This is a genomic window from Rhizobium sp. Root1220 (genome assembly GCF_001426265.1).
Lineage (GTDB): Bacteria > Pseudomonadota > Alphaproteobacteria > Rhizobiales > Rhizobiaceae > Rhizobium.
In genome coordinates this window covers 19,336-44,098 of sequence record NZ_LMDG01000016.1, presented here as the reverse complement: position 1 = coordinate 44,098, position 24,763 = coordinate 19,336, and the positions used below count along the sequence as shown (strand labels likewise).

Genomic DNA, 24,763 nt, shown 5'->3' with positions numbered 1-24,763 from the left:
GTCCTACCTCGGGAGTCTGATTAGGCAGTTCAACTATGGTCTGGTCGACAAAACACCAGCCCCAGCCCTCCGGGGGATCGTAGCCTTCGATTATTGGGTGACCGGTGCTCCGGAAATGCCCGGTAGCATGTTTGCCAGTTGAATCGTCGCAGCACCCGACGTGGCCGCACTCTCGGCATAGACGTAGGTGAACCCAGGTTTCGCCAACCTCTAGGCACTCCTCACAGCCCAGTGTCTGCGGCACGACAGACTTGATCGAAGTTTGATGGTTGCAGCGCTTCATCGGCACTTCCTGAATTCTGCCCGGGGACTGGCGACAATGTAGCCGAAAATGGCAGTTCAGCCACTCATATCGTCGGACAGCAGGAATATCCATTTCTGGCTTCGCGCCGCAAACCTGACCATTGAAGCGCGGAACATCGGTGACCTCCTCCTCGTTTTAAAAGGCACCAGTCAATATCCTTGGCAACTCAAGTCCCTCCCAAATCTAAAGAAGCTGCACCCGCTTCTCGATTTGCGACTGGCGTAAGGTTTCCGACTCCGCGCTCTCGAACAGCCTTTTCCGGACGGAGGCGCATTATTCTTTCGGGAGCGCTTGTCAGGCGCGACGGGGCGTGGGCTCATCGGCCCAATTGGCCGGCTCGACGAACTCGGTGCGATCCTCAAGCTGATCCACGCACCCAGGCCATCGCTTATTCATTGCGTACTCCGACATCCCATCGTTGAAATGGCAGCCACCCGTACCCACCTATTTCTTGGGTTGGGCCATTGGAGGCAAGATCCAACACGAATGGGAGGTTTGTGAATGACTGTCGACGACCGCAAGCGGGCACTGGAGAGCAGGTTCGCACACGACCAGGAACTTAAGTTCAGAGCGGAAGGTCGCCGCAACAAGCTTCTAGGACATTGGGCCGCCGAACTGATGGGCAAGCCAGACAGAGAGGGATACGCCCTCGAGGTTATTGAGGCTGACATGACTCAGGCTGGCGACGAGGACGTGTTCAGAAAGGTGCGCGGAGACTTCGACACCGTCGGCGCGACGATCACTGATGCCGAACTTCGAGAAAAGATGACTGAGTTTCTTGCTGTTGCCGTTGAACAGGTTTCCCGCAACTAAGCCAACGCGAGCTTTTGATCGCCATGGCATTGGTGCGTGGATCAGCGAGCTATATCAGCGACCCGGCCCTCGATTGCAATCGAAGCGCCGACTGACAAGTTTCGCCCCTGTATCGGCGGGACTTCTAGCCCATGAGCCGTAGAGGCCTAACATATTGAACGGTAAGGTCAAATTTGCCGTTCGAAATCCTTCGTTTTTTCGATACACTAAACGCTGCGAAAAAGTCAGTTTCATCACCGTTCTGCGGTTATCCGGAAGCTCCGTTCTCCATAGATTCCAGGGGTTTGCGAGGAACTCAAGCGCCGTTCGAACTGTATCTTCCAGGGTGCTGCGCGGACGACCAGCCGAAGCTATCTGCTCCCGCATCAGAACTTTCCGCTCCTCAAGCTTGCCGATCTGGTTTTCGTACGCAGAAACCACGCTCGGCACCGTCGTCTGAACGATTCGTTGGAGATAGGTGCCTACCTCCCGGTCGAGACTGACCAATTCCGCTTTCATCCCGTTGATCTGCGACTGCGCTTGCGCCAGACGATGCTCCCACAGTTTTTTCAGCATTGAGGTAGCGACGTTGAAAAGCTGCTCGGTCGGCTGGACGCTTTTCAAAAGCTCCTCGAACTCGCCTTCGATCTTCTCGCGGCGGATGGATTTGCGATAACTAGCGCAGCCTTTCTTGGGGCAGAGGTAGTAGGGGTATTTTGCGTATTCACCCGCAGACCAGCATGCAGTCAACGGCGTTCCACAATCCGCACACTCAACGAAGCCCCTCAGCGGGAACTCCTCATTGAGGTTCTTGCGCCTTGGCGCGTAGCTGTGACCGTTTATGCGGTCCTGGATGCGCGTGTAGGTCTGAACGGTGATAAGGGGCTCGTGGTGCCCAAGGCGGCGCGTGACGCCCCACCTGGGTGCCTCAACGAAGCCCGCATAGACTGGTTGGCTCAGAAGCTGAAAGACGCGGTGATTGAGGATGCTCCCCTTTCTGGGGAACAGCGGATTAACTTGGAGAAAGCGCATAACATCGGCCTGCGTCTCAAACCGCCCGAATGCGTATCCTTCCAAAGCTTCCTGAACGACAGAAGCTTCCGGCTCGTCGCGGACGAGCATCTTGCCGCGTCCGCTGACACGCTCATAACGGTAGCCAACTGGTGCCTGAAAAACGAAGTAGCCGTTCTGCACCCGTGCCTTCATGCGGTTGATCGTTTGCTGGCCGTTCTTCTGGCGGTGGTGCTGTGACACGCTTGCCAGAAGATTTTCAACAAGGATGGAGTCCGGATCGTCGCCGAACTCGATCGAAGGAGACTCCAGAACGCCTCCAGCGCTCGCTATCAACCGGCGCAATTCAAGGTGAGCGTCCAGGCCACGTGCCAAGCGCGACACATCGTCGATGATGACGACCGTTCCCCGTGCCTTGCGGCGGCGGATACCTGTCAGAGGCAATTTTCTTTGAATACGAGCACGAATTCCGTTCGGACGACCTTACCCATTGCAATAGCCAAGTCGGAACACCATCTCCTGTATATTGGCGACATCTAAAACGGGCGTTGCCAGGTGAGGATGCTTAAAGCGTTCCAGCCCCAACAAAGGAGGACTACATGTCTTCCGCCTCCACCATCTACTCTGCGGAAAATCTGATGCGCGCAGCCGTGCGGTTTCGCTATGTGGATTTTCTTATCAAGTCGACCCCGGCAATCAGTCTTGCGTTTATCGTATATGTCACGTTCAGAGGTGTCCTCTGGTAGGAGCAGCCATCTTAGAAGTATTCCATACGCGATGTTTCTGCTCTCGGCTGTGAGATCCAATTCAAATGCTGCTCCCATGAGGTAATTCAAATGGAACGCACGACGGAAACTGAAATAACCTTTGCCCATCCCTTCGCTCTCAGTTCGTTGATGGTTCCCCTCGCAGCTGGGACATATCGGCTGATTGTCGAGGAGGAGGAGATTGAAGGCCTGTCGTTCTCCGCCTTCAAGAGAACCAGCACTGAACTCGAAATACCAGCGCTTGCGATGGACGTAGCGACACGGCAGCGCCTGCGAGTGTCTCCGGAGGAAATCGAAACTGCTCTGGCCAACGATCAATCGCACTGATTGAGCGATCGTACCGAGACGTGTTTCAAGACAAGAAGATAAGGGTTCACCATGGCAATTGCATTTCCCAACAACGCCAGAAGCTATGATGAGAGTGCCAGGCGTGTTCGTTTCCTTGGCTATGACGGTATGTTCGAAATTCGCTTCTTCGTGGATATCGACGTTTTGGCGAAGGAACGGTTCGAGGCTGCGACATTGGAACGCGATTATCTCGCATCATTTGACAGGCTTCGAACCAGAATTCTCGATGTTGCCAAGCGCGTATACACGTCAAAACCGAAGAGCTCGATCGTCTTGCAGCGGTCGGATTTCAAATAGTAGTATGCTGTATGACGCATACGGGGTCATCCTGTCCGATCGTCCGTCAACAGACACTAATAAATGATTTTATGCCCACTCGTTTCGGCCTATAGTGGTGGTGTCGGCCCCTAGTTTCCGGGCAGAGCCGATTGGGAGATCATAAGCGCTCTTGCCTGAGGTAGGAGTATGAAAAGACCCTGAATTTTTCTGACAATGTCGATCTCACTGACGGCCAACTCGACACTGCTGCTTCCGCCGTCAAGGCTTGGTGCCAGTCACTACGGGTCGAACCCGGCAGCGCCTTCGCCCGATGGGCCACGAGGCTTGCCATTGACTTGCTGGCAACGCGGGGAGAGATGACCTCTGCAGAGCTTGTTGAAATCTTGCTGGCCCGGGTTCCTGCCAATGCGCCGGATGCTGGGTACATTCAGTGTTAAACACTTTAGACAGCTGGGGCATAACTACGCGAGATCGTGAATCGGGAATACATGCAAGTGATAAAATATGTTTGGACGCTTGAACGAGATAAGCACGAGCCCGAGAGCGGCATGTGCGGGCTCAACGAACTCGGCACTGTCCTGAAGGAAAAAGCTTGGCACGGAGTGCTTCCAGTCGAGTGGATTGTCGAAATCATGGACGCAGATGAACACGCGGACGGCAGCGCGTCACATCACCATGACGTCCGGCACCCCCAACAGCTGGAAGCTCTCCTGGGCGAGACTCGGGAATCGTGTAGCTGGGCGTTGACGTCCCGGACCTTACAGATTGCGTTCGCCATCGCAGTCTCGACGGAGCATAGTCTTCGTCTCCGCAGCCATGTTCAGGGCCGTTGAGTAAGGGCGACATGTCGTTTGCCCCAATCAGAGAGGAGGACGCAATGTCTTCCAAATCTTTCACTCCGCTAGATACTGAAAGTTTAAAATTGATAGAGGACGCACTACGCAAAGCCGGCCTCCACGATACGATGATGACCGCCAACCTGCCGCATCTCAAAGCTGGTATTTCTCATCTTATCCAGAGCTTTCAGCAGGGCGTCACGAGCCCGGCCGGCTTGTCAATCGAGCTGGGTAAATTCCAGGAGCTTGCTGGTAGCTTCGAGTTTACGGACCAAGAATCGTCGGAGACGCGTGGTCACTGGTCGCTGACAAGACTGCACCACTAAAAGCGCACCTGACTGACCTGACAACACCCTGGATGCCTCATTCGTGCGGGTCGGGAACTGTTCCAGCTCTGCACCGTTAAAGTCGTTACCGCGTCTACGGAGCCAACCCCTCATGTTAGCGCTGTAGTTGGCGATGGGCTTGGTCTGAAAAGCCCGGTCCTTCGCTTCGCCACCCGTGATCGTATTCACCGCGCCTTGTGCTGGTCATCGGGGATTGGGTCGCTAAGTAGATTGGGGGCGCAGTTGCTTTGTCTCCCGGATAAGCGCAAGGTCAATACTTCAGTGTGCAATTTCAAGGGCGCCACTGCTTGAGGGCTTCATGCCCTGGCCCCGATCGAAAGGAGGACGACATGTCTTCCGAACACCCCTCCAAGAGCTTGACGGCGGCCAATTTGGATCTCCTTCGGAAGGTGCTCACCAAAGCCGGATATACCGGCGAGTTCCTGCTCGACGGCCCTACCGATGTCGCAGCCAAGTTGCTCATCCGCCTTTTCCAGAGTGGCGTGCGGGATCCGGCTGTGCTTAAGACAGAACTTGAGCGGCGTTTCGGCCGGCCAGAAAAGAAGGTCTTCCTAACCAGCGGACTTCATCGGCTTGCCATTCGGGGCATCAGCACGAGCGACCCGGAGTATCGCCACCCAACCCATCGAACGAAGAGCGCACTTGAGGAGGAGCCGAATGGCTTGGCGTAAAGACCTTACCCGGATGGACCTGTTTCTACTCGATTTGGGCAAACAGGGCCAAACCACCATAAACGCAAAGGCCATCACACTGGGTGAAAAAGCTGAACGGGATGGCAAGAGCACCGCGTTGCGCGAGAAACGGCTGGGGATCAATCAACTGAATAGAAGAGTCCACTGAAATCACAATTGGTCGATTTGGCGGTTGCGAGACTCAGGGGAGAACGCCTCGTGTCCTGCCGAGGACCAGATAATGACTCGAAGCCCCGTAGCTGGTCGAGGCTGCGTCTGTTGAACTCGTCTTAGTATTCTTGGATTGTCAGTACCCCCCGCATTGCGACGGGCACAATCGTTGGCATCACCTCCTGATTGGCCGGTTTGATCAGGATTGCCGCTTATGCCGCCACAAGTTTGAATCCATTTGTGAATTGATCGATGCGGCAGGCATGGTTCGCCATGACATTATGATGCTGGACTACCTCAACCGAGCTTTAGGGGCGCCGTATTACGTGTCGACGGAGAAATCATCGGCGAATGGGATTCCGATCATGAAGAGTGGTGTCAATTTACGCAATTGATGCCACTGAGGTCACGCGAAGCGCGCCATCACCCTGGGTGCTGCATGACGCGATCGCACATTGGGTGACACCGACGACGATACAACACCGGTCTGGCCCGGCCGAGGCATAGCAGGGGCGGTAGCGCCAGTGCATTTCCGCCCAGCGTTGGCCGTTCACTCGAAGCCACACGGGACCGCCTACACATCTCACGGATCAACAATGCAACAACCGAGTCATCAGTTTGGTCCCCTTCAGGAGCAGAACGACAAACGCTGAGGGCGTGCGTCGCTTCGATTCTAGTTAGGGATTTGTGCAGCTAGATAAACCGACGCACCGACCTTTTGTGCTGCGGCCACTAGGCGCTTATCTCGCGTCCACAAGCTGGATCGCCGGTCTAGGAGTGTTGACGTCAGGAGGTGTGCATCAGTGTAACCAATCCCCATACTGAATATTGAGTGGCGCTCAATGACAGTCATTACCTCTGCATGTGTTGCGTTGCGGCTTCGCGTTGAGATGCGAGAAACGCAATAACCGCATCTCTCGATCTCGCAGACTACCCAAAGCCAATTCGCCAACGACAAAAGGGTGGCAGAGCAGACGATCATCCTCGATGATTTTTCTTAGGTCGGCGTCACTGTATCGAAAATGGTTGATCCAGATTGAGGTATCGACAATGATCACTTGGACACTTCGCTCCGCCGGCGAGGGGCTGCCTCGGCATGGGGCATAGAGCCGCCAAGAGCGATCAGCCGCTTGCCAGATTCAACGCGCACAAGCGTCTCCAGCGCGAGACGGACAAGAGCCGCCGTTTCCTTCGTGCCGGTCAGCGACTTGGCCCGCTCCATGAGGTTGTCGTCAAGATTTATGGTAGATCGCATATCTAGCTCCCGCGCCTTGTTGTATGATTGGCACCATTTGGTGCTTAAATCTACGACTGATAGCGACGAGAGGCGGGTTCGATTCGGTACCGTTCTTCGGCTTCGGCTGGCGGTATGTCTCCGATGGTCTTCAGGAGGCGTAGGTGGTTGAACCAATGGACCCATTCCAAAGTGGCGAATTCCACCTTCGACGTTCCTCCATGGGCCCGCGCCCATGGAGGACCTCGGCCTGTAGAGACCGTATCGTTGCGGCGAGGGCTTGCCGTAGCTGTCGCCGACGCTCCCGAGAAAGGCTTCGATGTTGCCCGCTGCGCTGTCGCCAGGCTTATGAGGTCGATGAGCCTGCAAGGTAACATTCGAGGAAAGCCGATCCGCACGGAATTCTCGGACAAGACGGCTCCGAGCCCGCTTGACCGGGTTAACCGGCCCGTGCCTCAGCTGGTGTGGTCGAGTTGCGTCTCGCAGCCGCCCGGCAACGTCCATCGCACCGGTGCGAACCATGGGAAGCGGCTCTAAGAATAGCGTTGGCAGCAAGGCCCTTATGTCAGACCCACCTACTACGCTCCTGCGCTCGTCCGTGTGACGTTTACGCGACGCGGGACAAATCGCAGATCTGGAATTGCGAAGAATTGTTTGAGGTGGTTGTCCCAGCGTCCGGACAAAAGCGCGCCCATGGCAATCTGAACCAGTTCAGCCCCAAAATCCAGAAAACCATCCCGCAAGCAGCGCTAGGGCTGCTACCATAACAACCAGTATCCATACGCCGCGACTGTGCTTCGGCGGTCTCCCGGAATAGCGATCAGGGTCAGCCATCGTACTCGTCTCCAAAATATGCCTTCCTGAGCCGCCCTCCGCGCGGCAAACAAAGGGTTCCAAGCGAAGCGCGCGGTTGAACTATCGCCGATCGTCTTTTTTGCGGGCAACCTTCCTGTCGTGATTATCGCGCGCCAGTTCAAGCTCCCTCATCGAGGGGAGCCTTTCGAGAAGTGGGGCCTTGCTTCCCACCTCAAAGCCACCAAGCTCTTCGGTTGGCAACTGAACCTTGGCAGCGACATTCCCTAGTGCGCCATGTCCGCTGCGCAGCGTGGCGCGAGCGTCTGCAGCCTGAGCGATCATTTCCTCAGCCGATGGGATCCCTATCGGGCGGTTTTCGTTAGCGCTAGCATTCCTTCCTCTGCTGAAAGAGGCCGGTTTGGTGAGGTTATCCTTGAGCATCGGTTATCCGTCGATCTCTGTTTGACTGATCGCTACTAGATAGTTTTGTACTCATGGCAAAGCTCCTTTCATTCAGGCTCCGCTGAAATTAGCCCGCGCTTCCAAGCGCAATCTGGCATGCCTGTGCAAGGTCGGCATTTGGCTCGGTACTGCCAAGCGGCGTTGCCCAGCCGGCCTTCTTGACAACGTCACTACGCCCGTAGGTGCCGGCTGCTTTGAGTGCGGCCAGGATCTCTGCCGAAGCCGGATCTGGCCCTCTCGAGGCAATAGGGCGTCAGTGCACCCGCGATGGCCGAGCTTCGCTCGATCCCCGCGGCTTTTTGAGCACTACCATTGGTCACCCATCCGCCCCATGTGAGCCGACGGTCGCAAGTGCGGCCGCGCCGCATGCCGCTTCCCATAGGCCGGGACGAAGCCGGGTCATGTCTCGCATGTCCATATCCAATCTGAATGAAAACGCACAATATTACGCAGACCTACAATAACACAAAGAAGTATTTTCTTCCAAAAGTATTATTTGTATAACCATTTTATTTGGGAGTATTTAAATATTATTCTCTGAGTGCTTACGATAAATTGTAGTTTTATATCTATTTTCTATTTATGTCCCCTTTCTGACTTAATTTGAACGTTGAGTAACCCAATCGTCATTTGGCCACATGGCTCGTTTGGTGTCTGGTCCCCTTGACCGCCATCCTCCCAAATCCGATTGGCTATACCCGATACCACCGGTCGGATGAAGGCTTGTACCGGTGTGGCGGTTCCCCGCCTTCACTTGGAGTCTGTCGCCATGTCAACGCGCATCATGAACACCATCGTTCATTTCTCGGCCCCCTTCACTTTGCCCGACCTCGATGAAATGCATCCTGCAGGCGACTACAAGATCGTGCAGGACGAGGAGCCAAACGACCTATCCCGACCGTCTCATCGGCGTGTGGCAACATTTATCTGTCTGCCGTCGATTGCCGCCGGCAGCCGTGAGCGGCGGATCATCAGGATCGATCCTGGTCTTCTCCAGCACCTGCTGTCGACGGCGAATTCTGCAGGGAGACGTTCGTCATGAACGCATTCGAAAAACGCGAAAAGACGGCCGCGACCGGTCAGGTGGTCCAGCTTCGATGATGATCGATATAAGCCCCAAGACCCGTCCGCGCAGCAGACGCCTGCCGACCGACAGGACCAGTCGAGTGTCACGAGGAGTATGCGATGTACAATGCCAAACGCGACGGTTACGGGAACGGCGCAAACCTTGCGGTTCCTTCGATGGGCGAGATCGAGGGTGGGATAACGGCACTGGAGGTCGTCGCAGCGACCTCTCTGAGCCTGCTTATGAAAGCCGGAGACAAGCACGCCGCGCAGCAAGCGCTCTCAGCCATTCGCCGCGCCATGCGGTCAAAATGCGAGGAGATCAAGCTCTCGCCAGCTGACGCGGATTCTGCGATCGCTTATGCACAGGAGCTTTTCGACGCAACATTGGAGAACATGGATGACAGTGTAGCACCGACTACCGGTCCGCTTTTGACCAAGCGCGGGGGAACGCGCCACTCTATTCCCATGTTCCAATGACACGAAGCCTAGGTGGCTGGTCGAGACCATTTCTAGCATGCATAAGCCGCGACGCTTCTTAGCCGCCTAGGGAAAGTCCAGCTCTGCATTAGGCGCCTTGTCTCAACGTGCGGAGTGGTCAGCACCGCAGGGACCGGCCTGAGTCAATCCGGTTTGGCGGGTGTCCCCTCCCCGCTTTTGGGGTCGCTCCGGTCCGCAAGCAACGCAACCAAAGCCTCACGTTCCGGCCCAAATGGACGCTGGTTCAAGAATGAATTCACCCCAGTGGTCGTTTCATGACCACCCGAAGACGGGTTACCACGGTGAACGACCACCTCTGTGCTTGATATGTCGTCGAGGCCCAAAAACCAACGATCACCATTCGTGCTGGATGCAAACTCTCTAAGATTTTCCAAGTCGATGCTCCTTCCTTGAAGCAAGCAACTAGAGAGCAAAAGCCGAATTGCGACAAAATACCTCGGTGCGTGAGTTACATCCCGTGTCCGGGCTTGCCGTGGTTCGATGACTCTGCGCTACTGAAATATTGAAGTCACCGGAGGAACAAATGGCCTTTATACAAGCGACGTGGGCTAAGACTGAGCTGCCCGTACACATTAACATCGATCACATTGTCGCCGTCAGTCAAGCAGACGCACGAAAATCTATCTTTCAACGACGTCTGAAGGCGGCAAGCCCGTTGGTGTGAGAGAGAAGGCCACCGATATCATGAAGTTGATCGACACGGCACAAGCGCTGGTGAACCGGCGAGGTGCGCGTGCGGTCGATTGAGCCTTGCCTAATAGGCCTTGGCCGCAGCTCCGCCGCTAACGTTGCTGTTCAGGATAACGGCATTGATCGAAGCCCTGACTGGCATCGCACTGATGCTCCTCCCCAACAGAGTTGCGCAATTGCTACTGGGCGAGGCCCTATCGGCGCTGGTCCGGCGGTCGCCCCAATCACGGGGATTGCGTTGTTCGCGCTGGGTGTCATGGCGTGGGCGGGCAGGGACGCTCCGGGACGAATCAAGCCGGCGCTGGACTGCAGTCATGTTTCCGGATGTAAGTGTTCGCCGGGTTCGTTTTCTCGGATCACCAGCTTTTCCTTCGCACCAGACCCTGAGCGCCCGATCAGATAAACCGTGCGAACGGCAACGCGTTCGGGTCTCGCGCCAACCGCCTCCAGTGTCGAGCGCACTGCGATCTCCACCTCGGACGCAACGGTTTCGCGGTCGAATTCCGGAAATACCGAGATTGTAATCTCGAGTCCATCGGACAGCTGGCGAAACTGGAATTGCCGGACACCTTTAGCGCCAGTTAGCGGTGAACGGAGACGATGCGCATGGACTGCGATCGTTTCGCCTCGGCGGCCCAAGAACTCGAGGACCTCTTCCCGATGCCCGTCGATGGCGGCAATGCGCCAAAAGGGCAGGCCGCATCCACATGGTTCCGTGGCCAGGGTAACGATGTCCGATATTTCGTATCGAACCAGCGGCAGTGCACGATTGGTGAGGGTCGTGACAAGCAGCTTCGCCCCGGCGGTGCCGTTCGGAACTCGACGGTTGTCGCCATCGACCACTTCGAACAGGAAGGCATCTTCCGCCAAATGGAGCCCGGATGCGAAAAGACATTCGTGGCCCATCGCCCCCGCTTCGGTACAGGTGTAGCTGTTCGCGGCTGTAGCTCCCCACGCTGCTGTGACAATCTCCTTGACATCTGCTGTCAGCGTTTCCGCGCTGGTCCGGACAAACCTTGGCCTGATCCGGAGGCGACCGGCAGCCTGTTCTTTCGCCAGCACGCGCACAAAGGAAGGGTAGGTGGAAATGACCTCGGGTTGGTGTTTGTTGAGGGTCTCCACGATATCTTCGATCGGCATCAGGACGTTCAACTTGGGCGCTGGTGGCCGGAAGGCGCGTAGCTCGGCCCCGATGCGGTGGGAGATGTGGACGGGAGACGATGCGAAGATCGCTATGCTTCTGGTCGTCTCGTCAATCCCGACTATCGTTTGAAATCGCAGGGTGTTGGCGATGGCGTCTAGCCAGGCAGGTCCGCCGAAGACCGCCAGGCCTTTCTCTCCGGTCGTACCGCCCGTGGCCGCCACCCGATACTCTCCGAGCAACGGAGAGCCAGGATCGTCTCCGCTCAGATGGTCCTCAACCAGTCTACGGCTTAAACGCACGTCCGTGACGATCCTATCGAAGTTCTGCATCAGCATACGCTTAGTGAGGACGGGAAAACCTTCGAGGGAAGCATCGCGGGAAACGAGGTCGCCGATGGAGCCCCTATAGTAGAGGGACGACGTCGCGGCATGCCGCAGTGTTGCTTTCAGTCGGTCGCTCTGGAACGCAAGCAATCTGTCTCTCGGCCAAGAACTGCGCTCGACAATCTTTGCCGAATGCCCTCGGAGAATATCTGCGTCCAATGTGGAAGGCTGCTATACCGGCGACATCGCAAACCCACAGCTCTCGTTTCTGAGGAAGCCATTCTAGCATTTCCAGCATCGATGTCATGAAGAGTCGCTAGCGCAGGCCAGTATCCCGACTCTTCAGGCAGCACTTCCCGTAACGACGGAGAAGGTCGCAATGCGCGCCTCCAACGCAGCCTTTAGGAATGCCTGCCGGAAAGCTTCGATCGTGATTGTGCCCGTTATGGCGTCTACGCAAGCCTTGACGGCAACAACGTATTCCTCACCGTCGTCATCAGGCCAATCGTGCAAAAGCACAACGGCCGCGTCACGCAGGGTGCTCACAACGCGCCGCGCACTGTTCTCGCGCAATAACTTGCCGGTGCAAAAGCCGAGCGTGAACTCCAATCCATTGTAAAACTCCCGAGACACCCCGATATCTCTACGCATATTCCCATTGACCGGCTTAAATTTTGAATTGAAATCTACGCGCACTGAAAACAAAAAAAGGCGCTCGACGAGATTTTCTCGGAGCGCCCTGGAAAGCATTGGGCTGTTGCATGCGGCCGACGCCTGCGGGGTAGCATGTTGAGGTTCGTCTCCGAACTTTAAGCCCCTAACACCGGCAAGAATGCGCCATGGCGGACATCGCGTTTCCGGTTGAAGCTATCAGTGCGACTTTATCGATACCTCAGAACGGTGTCGATCTGTAAATCGACGTGACATTTACTGTTGCGTACTTGCTTCGGTTCGGATCCATTCGCTTGATAGCGAACCGGAGCACTGATGTGTGAAACTGAAAGCCGGAACCCTGCTAGCAACCCTCCTGTTGTCGGCTACCGCCTTGATGCCAGCGGGTCTTCGTGCACGGCCACTCCCAAAGCGCCAGTCGTGCTGCCGATGACCGAGCCACGCTTCCAAGGTGAAGTTGGCAGGACCTTCAGAGATTCCGATCCTCCACAATTCCTGCAGTCCGTCCGTCCGCCAAAGGGCGCACCGAACGTCGTTGTCATCCTGCTCGACGACGCCGGGTTTGGCCAGTTCAGCACCTTCGGCGGCGGCGGCATGCCGTCGCCAACGGCGGACAGGCTGGCGGCCGAAGGACTGAGGTTCAACGAGTTCCACACGACCGCGCTGTGCTCGCCGACGCGTGCCGCATTCCTCACCGGGCGCAACCACCATTCGTCCGGCTTCGGTGTCATCAGCGAGATCACCGACGGTTACGACGGCTACACCGGCATCATGCCGAAGAGCGCTGGCACGATCGCCCAAACGCTGCGGCTGAACGGCTATGCCACCGCGTGGTTCGGCAAGAACCACAATACGCCTGCGTGGGAGCAGAACCCGGCAGGACCATTCGACATGCTGCCTTCTGGCTTGTGAATGGGCCGAGCATCTTAAGATCATCGCGAAAACTGACGACAACCGTACGCTCGACGAGATCAAAAACCAGCTGCATTCCATCTTCATAAGGCATCTATCAGTACTCGTTTCTTTACTGCGGCGGTGACGTAAGTGTCAGCAGTCCGGTCCATGAAAAGCATCGGGCCTGAAACTTTGGGGTCTGCGCTCGGGCTCAGTTTCTTTCGAAGGCGTGCGTCGCCGGGCGACGNGGGCAGGATCTGCAATGAGGATCAAACATAAACGCGTCGCCGAGCTGTCGAGCGAGCCACCCTTAGTGTCAGCAGTCCGGTCCATGAAAAGCATCGGGCCTGAAACTTTGGGGTCTGCGCTCGGGCTCAGTTTCTTTCGAAGGCGTGCGTCGCCGGGCGACGCACGCCTGGCTGCTCAGGCAGCTTTTGCGTTGACCGTGGTCTCGGCYAWYTCRGAGAGCAGTTCGTCYGTTGTCTCCTCCTCGTYCAGGGTCRYTGCGAGAAGMTCAGCAACGTCATCAAGGCCAAGGGTTTTCGCCCAGGTGACCATGGTGCCGTAACGGCTGATCTCATAGTGTTCCACGGCCTGCGCCCCCGCGAGAAGGCCCGGATCRAGAGCATCTGTTCCCCTGAATTCTTCCATAACTTCCTTGCCTTCCTCGATGATCCCGAGGATGGCGTTGCACGTCTYTTGCTGCGCAGGCTTGCCGATCAATTCAAACACCTGCTCTAGGCGTTCGATGTGGGTCTCGGTTTGGYCCTCGTGGGTTTGGAATGCCTGCATGAGATCGGGTGACTGCGCGGCCTCSGCCATCTTSGSCAAAGCGCTCAAAATCTGCTTYTCTGCGAAATAGATGTCYTTCAGCGTTTCGTAKAGCAGATCGTTGAGGTTTTTTGGTTCTGTCATGGTCAAGTTCCTTTTTGTAAATTTGAGTGGTTAGAGTTTCCGGCCAAGGGCGTATTCCTGGACGACAGTGACGGGCTTCGWTCCRGCCACGCCGCCGAACCAGGCAGCAACGACACCGAGGAMAAGAGCGAGGAAGCCAAATAACGCACCTCTCGATACGATGGTGGCGGTGGTCTGTGCGGCGTTAAGCGCCTGCTGCTTTGCAGCCTCGACGGTGTCGCGATAACTGGCCTCGTATTCATCGACCTTCGCCCGAGCTTGNCGCCGCCGAACCAGGCAGCAACGACACCGAGGACAAGAGCGAGGAAGCCAAGTAACGCACCTCTCGATACGATGGTGGCGGTGGTCTGTGCGGCGTTAAGCGCCTGCTGCTTTGCAGCCTCGACGGTGTCGCGATAACTGGCCTCGTATTCATCGACCTTCGCCCGAGCTTGGCGCTGGCCTTTGCCTCCGCGATCTTCGACTGATCACCGGTTGTGACAGCTCTCATCGCCGAGACTGCCGCCGCCTGTAGAGCTTGCGGGTCCGTGCCGCCGCTGCTGTCTCGAATTTGGCTTTCCATTGCGGCCATAGGGTTGGAAGAAGCGAGCGCTGGGGCAGCCGCTGACACAGCGCCGTCGCCTGTCGCTGCCGACGACGCTTGCGAGACCGCTGAACGCGCCTCCCACAAGCGCACCAACCGATGTGGTGAGGAGGTAGAGCACAACGAGTGTCGTCACCGCCCAGGATGTGATGCCATGAAAGCCGCCCGTTGTTTCACTTGGACGGCCGGAAAGACGGCTGGCGACGTAAGCCCCTATAAACGAAGCCACTATGCCCGCTACAACGAACCAAAGTCCGCCGATGATGGAGAACGAGGAGGCTGTGGGGTTGTCAGTGGTGGCAGGATCGAGAACGGCCGCGCCAATTCCAACGCCAAGAAGATTGAGGAGGAACTGGGTGGCAAGGGCGAGAGCGACTCACGCAAAAATCGCTCCCCACGAGATTTTGTTGAGTGCTGCAGTCGCTGTGGAACCGGCGGCTTCTGTTGTTTCGTATGCAACCGCTTCTGCATGCAGGGTTGGTGTCTGAGACATGGATCTAGTCCTTTCGCGGGCTGCGGAAAACAGCCAGCTGTGTGAATTCCTGGACGCGCGAGATCGCTTCTGAACATTGCCGAGTGAACGATCGAAGTAATGGCGCTTTCCTATTCGGTAGAGATAGCTTGGTTTGAGGCGGCAACTTGCCAGCTTTGTGAAAGGTTGGCATTGACAACAACGCCGACGACAAATGGTTCCGGTTTATTACCAGACAACCGTGGCGGAGAACGGAATGCCATATCTGTGTGATGACTGAGGCGGCATGGGACACCTTTGCCATGGAGGGGCAGCGGTTTGTCCATTGACAAATGGTACGACGAGAGCACAGTCCGCTCTTCTGGAAGCATTTTTACACGGGCGCTTCCGACTATGGGCCATCACACCCTTGCCCCGACCGAAAGGAGGACTTCGATGTCTTCCGTGCCTCCGCCTCGGCTAAATTCCGAAGAACTCGCCATCGTTCAACAAGTGCTCGCCGATGCCGGATATACCGGCGATGTCATGATCAGCTCGCCGACCGATTTCAACTATGCGGCCAAACTGTTGATTGGCCTCTTTCGACGCGGAATGCGAGACCCATTGGCACTGAAAGCCGAACTTGACGCGGCTTTCGGTCCTCATTCTGCGGGGGCCGCCGTCGATTGCCGACGTCGTATCGTGATGCCATACGCCGACTGATCCCAAGAAGACACTGAAACTGCAACGTCAGGTTTGCGCTTCAGATCACATGCCACTCCCCTCCGCTGCCGATGCGGGCATCTGAGCTTGAAAAAGCTCTTCATCGTTCGCCCAACCTCGGTCACGGCAATCTTTATCACCTGCTTCGATAGCGCTACGCTGATCTTCAAAAGGACCGATCATTTTGATCGTATCCCGGAAACTAACTACCATCGTTTTTTCCAGCACATCAAAGAGAAGTAGCATTCCGTCTTCATAGGGCATCTACGAAACCGTTTAGACTGCAGGCCTCTATTCTGCGAAACTTACGTTGTGCCGTCTCGGGACATGCCGCTTTCGTTTGTTCCACGACTAGAAATGGTCCCTTCTGAAGCTGTTTGGACGAATATTCCGCGATCGGCCAGCTGGTTCACCGCTCGTTGCAAGGCGGCTGACCCTTTTTTCGCTTGACCAAAACGCAACTCAAGTTCACGGGCTAGATCAATTGGATCAGACATCCCGTCCTGAATGAGCGTGATTAGCGTTTGCGCGGCGACGTTGGGTGGAGAGGCCGTCCAGACCTGGGCGCTGTATCCGCCATCTGTAAGGACCTGCTGGACCAGTTGCAATTGATCGCTCGTTATATACTTTGGTGTGTCAGACACGCGAGGCAATCCCTTACTAGGTTGAGGCTCTCCCGCGCGACGACGAAAGTTGGCAAAGCCGACGTCGCGCCGCCCGTAATTAATGTCGGGGAGCGAGGACATCCCGCTCGGCGCATAGTTGCCGATATAGAACATTGAGTTCCGCGTGCTTGGCTTCTTTGATGTTCGGCGATGCCATCTCGACGTCGAGTTTCTTCAACTGCCGTTCAATTTCCGCCGTGCGCTCGCTGTTGCGATCGGATGGCTTGAATTCGATCATGATTATTTCCTTTTGAAGTCGAGTAGATCAATCGGTTCGAACTGCGGTCATCGTTCGAAGAGCGCGTCGAAACCGTCAGGGTTGACAGTTTCCTAACCTGCGCTCCACGAGCCGATGTACACCAACCGGATCTTTGAGCGTCAAGCAATTTGACACGTCACCTTACAACGACTTGGAGAGAAATTAAAATAATTCAATCACAACTAAAATATTTAGAGTCCCGTATCCATCCAGTTAAAACAGCGCATGCTAAAAGCATCGGCCCCTTCTGTCGGGGGCAACAACTGCGCTTCTCTCCCGATCCTGGGCGCATCCGAGTGGTGTCGATGCTCACTGCGACAAATGCCTCACCATCAACCGCGCTCCAAATGGCCGCGTTTGCGGCCATATCACGCTGCAACGAGTTCCCTCCCGGATAGCTTGTCGATCGAAATGCTGAAGAAAATCGGCACTTCGGGTTCGTCCGAACCGGCTCCCGGTTTGGAAGAGCCTGGCTCCCACCAAAACGAACGTTTCTGCAAAAGGGACCAGGCATAGAGACGCTCATTGTGCCACTGGGGGGTATCGGGAAGTTCGTGGTATGTGCCCTCAGCGACAACGCTCTTCCATCGGTGATGTTCGCCGCTTGCCTCAACCTGCAAGCATGCATTCGGATTGCTGCGCAGCCAATCTATCTTTTGCCCGGTCAGGGAAAAGACATAGAGCTTTTCCGCATCGAAAGCATAATGAACGGGCACAACGTAAGGATGGTTATCGTGAACACAGGCAAGATGCCCGACATTGCCTTGTGCCAGGAGTTCTCGGCTCTCCCGCTCGGTCATTTCTCTGACGGCCATAGTCGTGGCCTCCTAGCTATGGAACACGGGAATAGAGCGGCGCGCTCCCCCCGCGCTTTGTCAAGAGCGGACGGGTTGCCTGGGCTACATTGTTTTCCATGTTGTTCAATGTTGCGTCGAAAAGCTCCTGTGCATAAGCGATCGCAGAATCCGCGTCAGCTGGCGAGAGCTTGATCTCCTCGCATTTTGACCGCATGGCGCTGCGAATGGCTGAGAGCGCTTGCTGCGCGGCGTGCTTGTCTCCGGCTTTCATAAGCAGGCTCAGAGAGGTCGCTGCGACGACCTCCAGTACCGTTATCCGACCCTCGATCTCGCCCATCGAAGGAACCGCAAGGTTTGCGCCGTTCCCGTAACCGTCGCGTTTGGCATTGTACATCGCATACTCCTCGTGACACTGACTGGTCCTGTCGGTCGGCAGGTGTCTGCTGCGCGTGGACGGGTCATGGGGCTTATATCGTCGATCATCATCGAAGCTGGACCACCTGACCGGTCGCGGTTGAGCTAGGCCACGCAGGTTTGGAAATTGTCGGTTCGGCATGTTTCAGTGATCGCGGGTGCTGGCTTCGAGATAGTCTTTAACCAGGAACGCACTGCCTCGCCCTCTCCCCTTCTGGCGAACGTGGCCTTGGACGGGTGAACCGAGAGACGCAGATGCTGTGGTGATGAGAACGGTTTCCCTACATGGAAAGCATAGTCACAGGGCCACGCCGTCACCTGAAGGGTGCTGTCATCAGGGTCTATCTCGCACCATGCGTCGAATTCCGCTCTCAAAGCGGCCAGATCGTCTGGTGAGAACGTTCCGTTATGATCAAGTCTTGGAAGGGACAACAAATTATCTCCCCATGTCGGGGCAAGAGCATTGTGCTCCCAAGCGACAACGCCCGTTTCAGTGGCTGCCGACAACGTACAATATACCTGCAGTTCGATGATGTAACGCGATTTAATGAGCCCCGAACCAGGTTTCCACTGTACCCGGCGCCGACACACCTGCGCCGACACAAGCAGCGCCAGCCGTCAAACAGATAGGAACCTTTCCTCTCGCAGAATGTTGACGGTGTTGGAGGCAATAATGAGTAAGATAATCAAGGTCAAATTTGGATTGGCATGGAAACGCGCCGTGCATGTGTGCATCCGCGATGCAATATGTGAGCGGATCCCGGGACCGGATGCAGCGCTGGTTTGCCTGCAAAAACGTTGGCCACCGCTTCGGGGAGCACAATATTTCCTAGCGCGGGAGGCTTGCCTTGACGCAATCTACAGGAGCGCCGCCCCCATTATTTCTCGAGAAAAATTTGTCGCCGCCAGCATCGAAGCTGGTGTCTTGGCGTAGATGCGAGCCCGGCGAGGAGGGTCTTACCGGGCTCTCGACAGCGGTGATGGATCCCGATGACGATCGGCCTGTCAGGGTCGCGCTATCGAAACCAGCGTCATCGAAAGATGTTCCGGATTGGAGCAAGGCCAGGATCGAAAGAGCCCGGCGAAATCGATGCACCGGGCCTTTCTGACTGGCGGTTGAGGGCGATACCAGTGATCGCGCAACGTTCTTCAGGGCTGCGTTGCATCATAGTAACTTCCGAGAACCGGCGCCGGTGGTTGCGATAGCGTTAGGCCAGGCTTGGCGGTGGGCTGCCATGAGCCACAAGCTCAATGCGATAGGCGCCGGAACGGGCAAGTCGCCCGTCGCCCCCTTGCGGCTCGCAAATTCGTCGACGTCAAAAAGTTGTTGAACGACGCTTGCCGTCATTCCGATGACAGCAAGCGTCGCCCGGTATTCGGACGGAGTCATTTGATTTGTTCCCGGCGCGATTCACTTGCGCTTTATTTCGTTCGGAGCACATTAGTTTTCATTAAGTGCGCGATGGCTAATTCGCGACATTTTTCCTGTCTAATCGCTGCCGCCCGATCTCGCTCGATCTTACGCGCGCGCATCGACGCGGGGAGATCGTTTCATCCCGGTTGCGTCGGTGGTCAAGCCGCAAATATTGCGGCTAGCCGTTTCAGATCGGAAAGTCTTGTTTCGTCAGGCACAGCCTCCTCCTTGCTGTTTGAACGGAACCAGTCAGCCGCTTCCTTCACTCGATCGCAGTGAGGAGCAGGGTAGGAGCCAAGCCTCATTGCCCATTCCCTGACAGTCTCCCGCTCCATGCGCCCGGTACGATAGCGATCGTGAACGGTTCTAGCTGACGCCAGTAGGTCGGCAATGCTATTCATGACTAGCCTAGTAGATTCAATCGACATCGCCTCTAACCACTTCTCACGAGCAACGCGCTCAAGCTCGGATTGATCGTGCACGCCCTGCTTCCAGAGCGACAACAGTAGGACGGAGACCTGCATCACTGCTTTTCTATCTCGCTCGATCCCATTCTCCCGACACAGGATCTTGAGCACGGAGTTGATTGCAGCGACGTTCACGCGGGTATCCATTGCCCACCCACGCCTGGAGGTGCATCGTTGATGAGATGTTCCTTATACTGAACAGTCTCGTTCTCATTGACGTCGATGGAAGCCTGAGATGGCGAGGTGAGGCGCCCCACCGTGCCGGCAGCCAGAAAGCTGCTGCTAGATATGACTGACAGTGTCGTAGATCGCCTTCGGTCATAGGACACGTTGCTAAATTTCCGGCTGTTCTACTCCGAGACGAAGCCTAATCGCACTCTCTAATTCTTCGGCAAATTCAAGTGCGGAATGAAGAACCATCGTTTCATTCAAGGATGCTGATCCTTGGCTCTTGATTGCAATCGGGAATACCATCTCGCCCGCGTTCACCGTCGCCCGAATATTGAATAGGAGCTGTCCACCGGGACGCTCCTCAACCTTCGTCAATTCGAGATTTGCCATTATCAATCTCCATGCTGGCAACCCTTGTCGCCAGATCCCGTTGGCGCCGCTCAGCCGCGCTTCTTGTTTGGCTGATGAATTGCGCCACCCTCGTTCTCCCATGTGGCTAATGCCACGGGATCAGCGTTGCGCCGACGTCGTTTCGAAGCAGGGTAGTTCTTGGCAGGAATGGTCCCGGCATGAATTCTACGTATGAGTATGGACTCGTCGTGAGAGGCGTCGCCTTCAACTGTTTCCATGTCAGCAGTCACGTAATTCGCTCGCTTGAGGACGCGCTGGAGTGTTGTCCGCTTTTTACCGTGGTGACTACTTGGAACGGAAGACATAAGTCCTCCTTTGATTGGGGCGAGGGTTCGGCCCTCTGCGGAGGCGCCCGGTATACAAGCTTCCGATGACGAGACTCTGCGACCTGAATAAGTCATTGGGGAGGCGTCTGGCGTTCTATTTGCGTTGAATGTCGATTAACACCGAAATATACGGCGAAGCACATTCATCAAGCCTGCTGATCCGCGTAACACAGTACATCGAGGCGACCCTCGATTGCAATCGAAGCGCCGACTGACAAGTTTCGCCCCTGTATCGGCGGGACTTCTAGCCCATGAGCCGTAGAGGATGACGCCAGTTCGAATCTGTCCAGGTGCTCCACCGAATGCGCCAAGCTCCCAACTTGGCGACTAGGGCGGAAGGCGTCATGCTTGATCTATGATGCCCCCACCACCAGCCCGATGACCCTGCCGGGCCGATTAACGGGTAACACCCAACGCCGGGTCGGCCGCGCGAATGCGGCCGGTTTTTACTAGTTCGCTACAGCATTGCCCATGCGATTGCCCGCGTTTTGAGTTGCGTTGACGGTATTTGCGGTATCTCGACCGACGCCTTTAATGCGTGTTTGCACAGGATGCGAGTGTCAACATGATCATGCATGCGGTCGCCACTGCCGAAACGATTTTCATTTTCAATATCCTTTGATGACCTACGGAATTTTCGTAAACGAAAAGCCCGGGGAGATGGATGCACCGGGCATTTCTGACTGGCGGTTGACGGCGATAGCAGTGATCGCGCAACGTTCTTCAGAGCTGCGTTGCATGTAGCGAACTAATGAGCAGCGAAGATGTTCCGCTACTAAGATCGGCAGGCCGGCCGCTGGGGGAAAAGGTTCCAGACGGAAAACGGAAGCTTTGCCATAAAAAAACCCGGCGTGTGGCTGGCTGCGCCGGGCCTAGAATTTCTGGAACGTGCTTACTCACTGTGGTTGCTGGGCTGCTATTGACGTCTCCAGCGCCGGCACAGGACGCGATTTCGGCACCCGCGCAGAAGACCATCGGCGCAACCAAGTCAAAGTACCGTCGCTTGCGGTTCTCAATTCTGGAGGTGCGAAGCTCGAGAACGGCAAACATTTTTCGCGGCTACTCGCCTACCTACGTGGGTGATCGCGTTTTGGCAAAGCGGTTGCGTAAGCAGCAGCCTCGCCGGGATAGGGGAAATCATCCCCGAGCTGCCGGTCACCGTCGTAGACCTTGAATGTAGGCCCATCAACTTCGACAATCTTATAACCATTCACGTATTCAATCTTCGGTGTTTTCCAACCCATCAAGCTCTCCAGTCCGGTCCGAGATTTCTCTACTCTGAAGATGATGCCCGACAGCTCATACTCAGCGGTCGGTAATATATCAGGGGGCTACTGAAAACACGACTAGCAAACGCCGGTTCAATCACGTCAAGGCGTGACCACCACTGTCAGACGCGGAGATCTTTTCCACACCTGATCGTCTACCGGCTTGCTATGCGGCTTCCCAATGGCTCCTGACCCTACTCGCCGCCGCTAGGCTCAATCGCCTGCAACCGGCACTGGATTTCTCATCCTTGCTCTCATTTTCCGCAGCCATGACCTTTTTGAACGCAAAGTCCGTATAGGCTGTCTTATCGGTAGGAAACATGCGAATTATTCGGCAGATCTGTGCTTCATCAGAAGGCATAGGGAAGTGCTACTTGGTTGAGATGCGGTCTGCGTCCAATGGAACCGGTATCAGTCCACGAGAGCCAGAAGGAAGGGTGCCGCGCTAAGGCCGTCGGGCGATGTCGGCTAGCACGAAGAACTGACCTGAGTGTGCCCAGGACAGCCTAGGACACGCGCACTGATCGCACCGTCTCCCCATCTTGGTAAGGGAAGGGGAACCCAAGCGAATCAAGGAGCGCCAGTGACTTCTTTGATGTTGCCCAATCGGCCCTGCAACCTGAGTGGCCTACACTAGTGCGCGCCAGAAGCTTTGTTAGCGAGAAGCATCACATAGTCTTCGGCTGCATCCGCGAGAGTCAGGGCAATCTCCGCCGGCGCCAAACCGCGCTGCTGCAGCCGCTGGATCATCTCGAACATCGCTTCTTCGACTTCCTTCCGGCAGTGTGGACCGAACGGTTTGCGGTCCGTACGCTGAGCATCTTGGGTATCAATCATTCTAACTCCTCCTTTTCGGGAAATGGCCAACGCACGGGCAATGCCAAGTCGTGAACGCCGTTTTTCAATTGACAGTCATGGACATGCATTAGGTCCGCCATCGCCATCAAGCGACGGTTTCGTTGTCCTTCGAGATTTGCGGTTTATCAGCGCCCACCTCCCCTGATCCTTGGAGTTTCACGAGCGGCGTTTTCCTGTGTTAATGCCTCCGGCCCGGTTTGTCGTTAGACCCGCATCCGGGAAATTGCCGCAGCGTGCATACCTGCAGCCGGGGAGCGCCGTTGGGGGCTATCGCGATAGTGGGCGCTGCCATCAGCGAGCCAGTTTTACCGTCTGACCCTCATTCAGTGGCCAAGTAAGTTTATCCAGTCTTCGAACGACGGAGCACTCGCCGCTGTTTGTGTTGGCGGATACATGGCGCCAAAATGCCGGGAACCGCCGAGATTCCGGGCCTCACGCGGGCTGTAACCAAATTCCCTGCTGAAGGCTTTGCTAAAATGGGCGGCAGAAACAAACCCGACATCCGTAGCAATTTCGACGATTTGCTGTCGATTTGCCGGGTTGCTCAGCATTGCGTGCGCTGACAAGAGGCGGCGTCTTTGAATGTAGTGCAGCACCCCACCACTCGGCTCGAGGAGCTGGTACAACCGGGTACGCGAAATACCAAGCTCCTTGCTCAAGCTGTCGGGTGTAAGTTCCGTTGAACTCAAACGGTGTTGGACAAGGCGGCGTAAGCGCTGCATCAGGCCCAGGTGGCTCTTTACCTCGGTTGCGCCACTATGCTCAGCCGACGACGACACGCATGTTGCGATCATGTCGCGTGTTGCGCGTACGACTTTCGAGAGATCAGCTGCACGCAGGCTTGGCAGTCTCGCTTCCATGCTGTCGAAATAGTCGATCAGCAGATTTGTATAGTTGCCGTGAAAAGTCCTGATGATCCTAGTATCGTTGATTGCGGAGGCATCGTCCAAGAGGTCCCGGCACATATAGAATGACAAGCTTTGCGAACTGGTCGTCCGCCCACGGAACGGATACCCCAACGACCGGAGTTCCACTCGTCCCGGCGCTCCTTCTGAGACGTGCCCGTCGCACTCGGTCCAAGTGAGGCCCGTGCGCAGCACGACGAGATGCCAGTGGTCGATAGCCTTCCCACGGAGCTTGTTCGCGGATCGCGCGTAGCTGTGGGCTGGCGTGGTCTGCTGAACGATGAGCATGCTTCCAAGATTCCAGGCGGAGTGATCCGCAGGGAAACCCGCCTCGACCGAGGTGTTGTCGGGAAGCCTGACGTCCAGAAGGGGATTCATGTATGCCTGCCAGGCGGCAAACTGATCCCTAGGTGCCAAATTCCGTGTTGAGAACTGAAGCGGCTCCAGCGCCGGCGACAGGGTTAGGCCGGACTCCGAATCGGCATCGGGCTGCCTCGGCCACCGCCGGCGTTCAGCCTGCGACGGACGTGTGTCGCTTCCCGCCCCGTTACCCTTTGGCTCCGCGGACGATGCAGGCGCGTCGCCCTTCTTAGGAGTTTCTGTCAATCCGTTCTCCCCTAGAGCATAATTTCAGCTTATCGCGCCCGAACCGGCCAGCCTTTCACGCCTTCAGCGCGAAGTCGACTAGACTTGTCTATAAAAACACAACCGACGTGCGAGTTGAAGTCTACCAACATAAATTTGATTGCCACCGAGAACTGACGAAGCCTTCGCCGGACGTATCCGCGTGGCCGTCCCCGCATGGGGCTCGGGGAGAAGTCAGCCACCGG

28 protein-coding genes and 6 pseudogenes are annotated in these 24,763 nt (G+C 56.2%); 13 read left to right on the top strand and 21 right to left on the bottom strand.

From position 1 onward, the window contains the following. The coding region (locus tag ASC90_RS28215; RefSeq protein WP_082519906.1) for a UBP-type zinc finger domain-containing protein at window positions 1-283 on the bottom strand (283 nt) is incomplete at its 3' end. Between the two features lie 522 nt (window positions 284-805). On the opposite strand from ASC90_RS28215, the gene ASC90_RS13585 reads away from it, so the two are divergent. Further along, entirely contained in the window at window positions 806-1,117 is a 312-nt protein-coding gene (locus ASC90_RS13585; RefSeq protein WP_056541131.1) for a DUF1476 domain-containing protein, read from the top strand. Between the two features lie 54 nt (window positions 1,118-1,171). Here the strand turns inward: ASC90_RS13585 and ASC90_RS13580 are convergent, their stop codons facing one another. After that, window positions 1,172-2,551, bottom strand: coding sequence for a recombinase family protein (locus tag ASC90_RS13580; protein WP_056541128.1), 1,380 nt, complete (start codon window positions 2,549-2,551; stop codon window positions 1,172-1,174). Between the two features lie 155 nt (window positions 2,552-2,706). Here ASC90_RS13580 and ASC90_RS29375 point away from each other — a divergent pair, with 155 nt between their 5' ends. The 6 genes from ASC90_RS29375 (at window position 2,707) to ASC90_RS13550 (ending at window position 5,524) form a co-directional block, all read left to right on the top strand. Further along, window positions 2,707-2,853: a hypothetical protein gene (locus ASC90_RS29375; protein WP_200950899.1), complete on the top strand. Its 147-nt coding sequence runs from the start codon at window positions 2,707-2,709 to the stop codon at window positions 2,851-2,853. A 90-nt stretch (window positions 2,854-2,943) separates the two neighbouring features. Then, the gene (locus ASC90_RS13575; protein WP_056541124.1) at window positions 2,944-3,201 is read left to right on the top strand and encodes a hypothetical protein; all 258 of its coding nucleotides are present in this window, start codon (window positions 2,944-2,946) and stop codon (window positions 3,199-3,201) included. Window positions 3,202-3,252: 51 nt separating this feature from the next. Continuing rightward, the gene (locus tag ASC90_RS13570; protein WP_056541121.1) at window positions 3,253-3,519 is read left to right on the top strand and encodes a DUF1488 domain-containing protein; all 267 of its coding nucleotides are present in this window, start codon (window positions 3,253-3,255) and stop codon (window positions 3,517-3,519) included. Window positions 3,520-4,378: 859 nt separating this feature from the next. Next, the gene (locus ASC90_RS13560; RefSeq protein WP_156392925.1) at window positions 4,379-4,663 is read left to right on the top strand and encodes a hypothetical protein; all 285 of its coding nucleotides are present in this window, start codon (window positions 4,379-4,381) and stop codon (window positions 4,661-4,663) included. Window positions 4,664-5,013: 350 nt separating this feature from the next. Further along, on the top strand, window positions 5,014-5,355 hold the full coding sequence (locus ASC90_RS13555) for a hypothetical protein (protein ID WP_056541112.1): 342 nt from the start codon (window positions 5,014-5,016) through the stop codon (window positions 5,353-5,355). Beyond that, entirely contained in the window at window positions 5,342-5,524 is a 183-nt protein-coding gene (locus ASC90_RS13550) for a hypothetical protein (protein ID WP_056541109.1), read from the top strand. Before ASC90_RS13555 ends, ASC90_RS13550 begins: the two co-directional genes overlap by 14 nt. 675 nt (window positions 5,525-6,199) lie before the next feature. On the opposite strand, the pseudogene ASC90_RS29965 reads toward ASC90_RS13550, so the two are convergent. The 3 genes and pseudogenes from ASC90_RS29965 to ASC90_RS28840 form a co-directional block, all read right to left on the bottom strand. Next, window positions 6,200-6,584: pseudogene (locus tag ASC90_RS29965) on the bottom strand (type II toxin-antitoxin system VapC family toxin). Continuing rightward, window positions 6,581-6,781, bottom strand: a complete 201-nt coding sequence (locus ASC90_RS13545; protein ID WP_056541107.1) for a type II toxin-antitoxin system VapB family antitoxin — start codon at window positions 6,779-6,781, stop codon at window positions 6,581-6,583. The pseudogene ASC90_RS29965 and the gene ASC90_RS13545 overlap by 4 nt, the downstream one beginning before the upstream one ends. A 50-nt stretch (window positions 6,782-6,831) precedes the next feature. Further along, window positions 6,832-6,988: pseudogene (locus ASC90_RS28840) on the bottom strand (IS3 family transposase); the annotation flags it as partial. 81 nt (window positions 6,989-7,069) lie between these two features. Here ASC90_RS28840 and ASC90_RS28835 point away from each other — a divergent pair. Beyond that, window positions 7,070-7,207 (top strand): annotated as a pseudogene (locus ASC90_RS28835) (IS3 family transposase); the annotation flags it as partial. Window positions 7,208-7,675: 468 nt separating this feature from the next. Here the strand turns inward: ASC90_RS28835 and ASC90_RS13540 are convergent. Further along, on the bottom strand, window positions 7,676-7,897 hold the full coding sequence (locus ASC90_RS13540) for a hypothetical protein (protein ID WP_156392923.1): 222 nt from the start codon (window positions 7,895-7,897) through the stop codon (window positions 7,676-7,678). 889 nt (window positions 7,898-8,786) lie between these two features. On the opposite strand from ASC90_RS13540, the gene ASC90_RS13535 reads away from it, so the two are divergent. Beyond that, window positions 8,787-9,059 carry a hypothetical protein gene (locus ASC90_RS13535; protein ID WP_056541101.1) on the top strand — a complete coding sequence of 91 codons (273 nt, stop codon included), beginning with the start codon at window positions 8,787-8,789 and terminating at the stop codon, window positions 9,057-9,059. A 143-nt stretch (window positions 9,060-9,202) separates the two neighbouring features. Next, window positions 9,203-9,562 (top strand): hypothetical protein, encoded by a 360-nt coding sequence (locus ASC90_RS13530; protein WP_056541097.1) that lies wholly within the window; start codon window positions 9,203-9,205, stop codon window positions 9,560-9,562. Between the two features lie 1,023 nt (window positions 9,563-10,585). Here ASC90_RS13530 and ASC90_RS13525 read toward each other — a convergent pair. Together ASC90_RS13525 and ASC90_RS13520 are read right to left on the bottom strand one after the other, a co-directional pair. Then, a complete protein-coding gene (locus tag ASC90_RS13525; protein WP_056541094.1) occupies window positions 10,586-11,890 on the bottom strand; it encodes a phenylacetate--CoA ligase family protein in 1,305 nt (434 codons plus the stop codon). A 192-nt stretch (window positions 11,891-12,082) separates the two neighbouring features. After that, window positions 12,083-12,354: pseudogene (locus ASC90_RS13520) on the bottom strand (DUF982 domain-containing protein). 373 nt (window positions 12,355-12,727) lie between these two features. Between ASC90_RS13520 and ASC90_RS13515 the strand changes: the two are divergent. Continuing rightward, window positions 12,728-13,324 (top strand): sulfatase-like hydrolase/transferase, encoded by a 597-nt coding sequence (locus tag ASC90_RS13515; protein ID WP_056541091.1) that lies wholly within the window; start codon window positions 12,728-12,730, stop codon window positions 13,322-13,324. A gap of 405 nt (window positions 13,325-13,729) precedes the next feature. Here the strand turns inward: ASC90_RS13515 and ASC90_RS13510 are convergent, their stop codons facing one another. Both ASC90_RS13510 and ASC90_RS29960 read right to left on the bottom strand, forming a co-directional pair. Continuing rightward, entirely contained in the window at window positions 13,730-14,221 is a 492-nt protein-coding gene (locus tag ASC90_RS13510; RefSeq protein ID WP_056541088.1) for a DUF892 family protein, read from the bottom strand. 262 nt (window positions 14,222-14,483) lie between these two features. After that, window positions 14,484-15,297: pseudogene (locus ASC90_RS29960) on the bottom strand (PhnA-like protein); the annotation flags it as partial. Between the two features lie 414 nt (window positions 15,298-15,711). Here ASC90_RS29960 and ASC90_RS13505 point away from each other — a divergent pair. Continuing rightward, window positions 15,712-15,978, top strand: coding sequence for a hypothetical protein (locus tag ASC90_RS13505; RefSeq protein WP_056541085.1), 267 nt, complete (start codon window positions 15,712-15,714; stop codon window positions 15,976-15,978). Between the two features lie 45 nt (window positions 15,979-16,023). Here the strand turns inward: ASC90_RS13505 and ASC90_RS13500 are convergent, their stop codons facing one another. The 5 genes from ASC90_RS13500 to ASC90_RS13480 form a co-directional block, all read right to left on the bottom strand. Further along, the gene (locus ASC90_RS13500) at window positions 16,024-16,242 is read right to left on the bottom strand and encodes a hypothetical protein (RefSeq protein ID WP_056541082.1); all 219 of its coding nucleotides are present in this window, start codon (window positions 16,240-16,242) and stop codon (window positions 16,024-16,026) included. A 41-nt stretch (window positions 16,243-16,283) separates the two neighbouring features. Then, on the bottom strand, window positions 16,284-16,622 hold the full coding sequence (locus ASC90_RS13495) for a hypothetical protein (RefSeq protein WP_056541080.1): 339 nt from the start codon (window positions 16,620-16,622) through the stop codon (window positions 16,284-16,286). A 79-nt stretch (window positions 16,623-16,701) separates the two neighbouring features. After that, a complete protein-coding gene (locus tag ASC90_RS13490; RefSeq protein WP_056541078.1) occupies window positions 16,702-16,881 on the bottom strand; it encodes a hypothetical protein in 180 nt (59 codons plus the stop codon). Window positions 16,882-17,270: 389 nt separating this feature from the next. Next, window positions 17,271-17,717 (bottom strand): pyridoxamine 5'-phosphate oxidase family protein, encoded by a 447-nt coding sequence (locus tag ASC90_RS13485; RefSeq protein WP_056541075.1) that lies wholly within the window; start codon window positions 17,715-17,717, stop codon window positions 17,271-17,273. A gap of 16 nt (window positions 17,718-17,733) precedes the next feature. After that, window positions 17,734-18,093, bottom strand: coding sequence for a hypothetical protein (locus tag ASC90_RS13480; RefSeq protein ID WP_056541072.1), 360 nt, complete (start codon window positions 18,091-18,093; stop codon window positions 17,734-17,736). 693 nt (window positions 18,094-18,786) lie between these two features. Here ASC90_RS13480 and ASC90_RS13475 point away from each other — a divergent pair. Then, window positions 18,787-19,047, top strand: a complete 261-nt coding sequence (locus tag ASC90_RS13475) for a DUF982 domain-containing protein (RefSeq protein ID WP_162246971.1) — start codon at window positions 18,787-18,789, stop codon at window positions 19,045-19,047. Window positions 19,048-19,685: 638 nt separating this feature from the next. On the opposite strand, the gene ASC90_RS29955 is transcribed toward ASC90_RS13475, so the two are convergent. The 6 genes and pseudogenes from ASC90_RS29955 to ASC90_RS13445 all read right to left on the bottom strand — a co-directional run bounded on the left by ASC90_RS29955 (window position 19,686) and on the right by ASC90_RS13445 (window position 24,311). Continuing rightward, window positions 19,686-20,129, bottom strand: coding sequence for a hypothetical protein (locus tag ASC90_RS29955; protein WP_244480387.1), 444 nt, complete (start codon window positions 20,127-20,129; stop codon window positions 19,686-19,688). A 198-nt stretch (window positions 20,130-20,327) separates the two neighbouring features. After that, window positions 20,328-20,555 carry a hypothetical protein gene (locus ASC90_RS13455; RefSeq protein WP_056541061.1) on the bottom strand — a complete coding sequence of 76 codons (228 nt, stop codon included), beginning with the start codon at window positions 20,553-20,555 and terminating at the stop codon, window positions 20,328-20,330. 796 nt (window positions 20,556-21,351) lie between these two features. Next, window positions 21,352-21,508 (bottom strand): annotated as a pseudogene (locus tag ASC90_RS29950) (entericidin). 461 nt (window positions 21,509-21,969) lie between these two features. Next, window positions 21,970-22,146 carry a hypothetical protein gene (locus ASC90_RS29370; RefSeq protein WP_200950898.1) on the bottom strand — a complete coding sequence of 59 codons (177 nt, stop codon included), beginning with the start codon at window positions 22,144-22,146 and terminating at the stop codon, window positions 21,970-21,972. A gap of 657 nt (window positions 22,147-22,803) precedes the next feature. Beyond that, entirely contained in the window at window positions 22,804-23,007 is a 204-nt protein-coding gene (locus ASC90_RS13450) for a hypothetical protein (RefSeq protein ID WP_056541058.1), read from the bottom strand. 344 nt (window positions 23,008-23,351) lie between these two features. Continuing rightward, the gene (locus tag ASC90_RS13445) at window positions 23,352-24,311 is read right to left on the bottom strand and encodes a helix-turn-helix domain-containing protein (protein WP_056541142.1); all 960 of its coding nucleotides are present in this window, start codon (window positions 24,309-24,311) and stop codon (window positions 23,352-23,354) included. Between the last annotated feature and the right edge of the window lie 452 nt (window positions 24,312-24,763).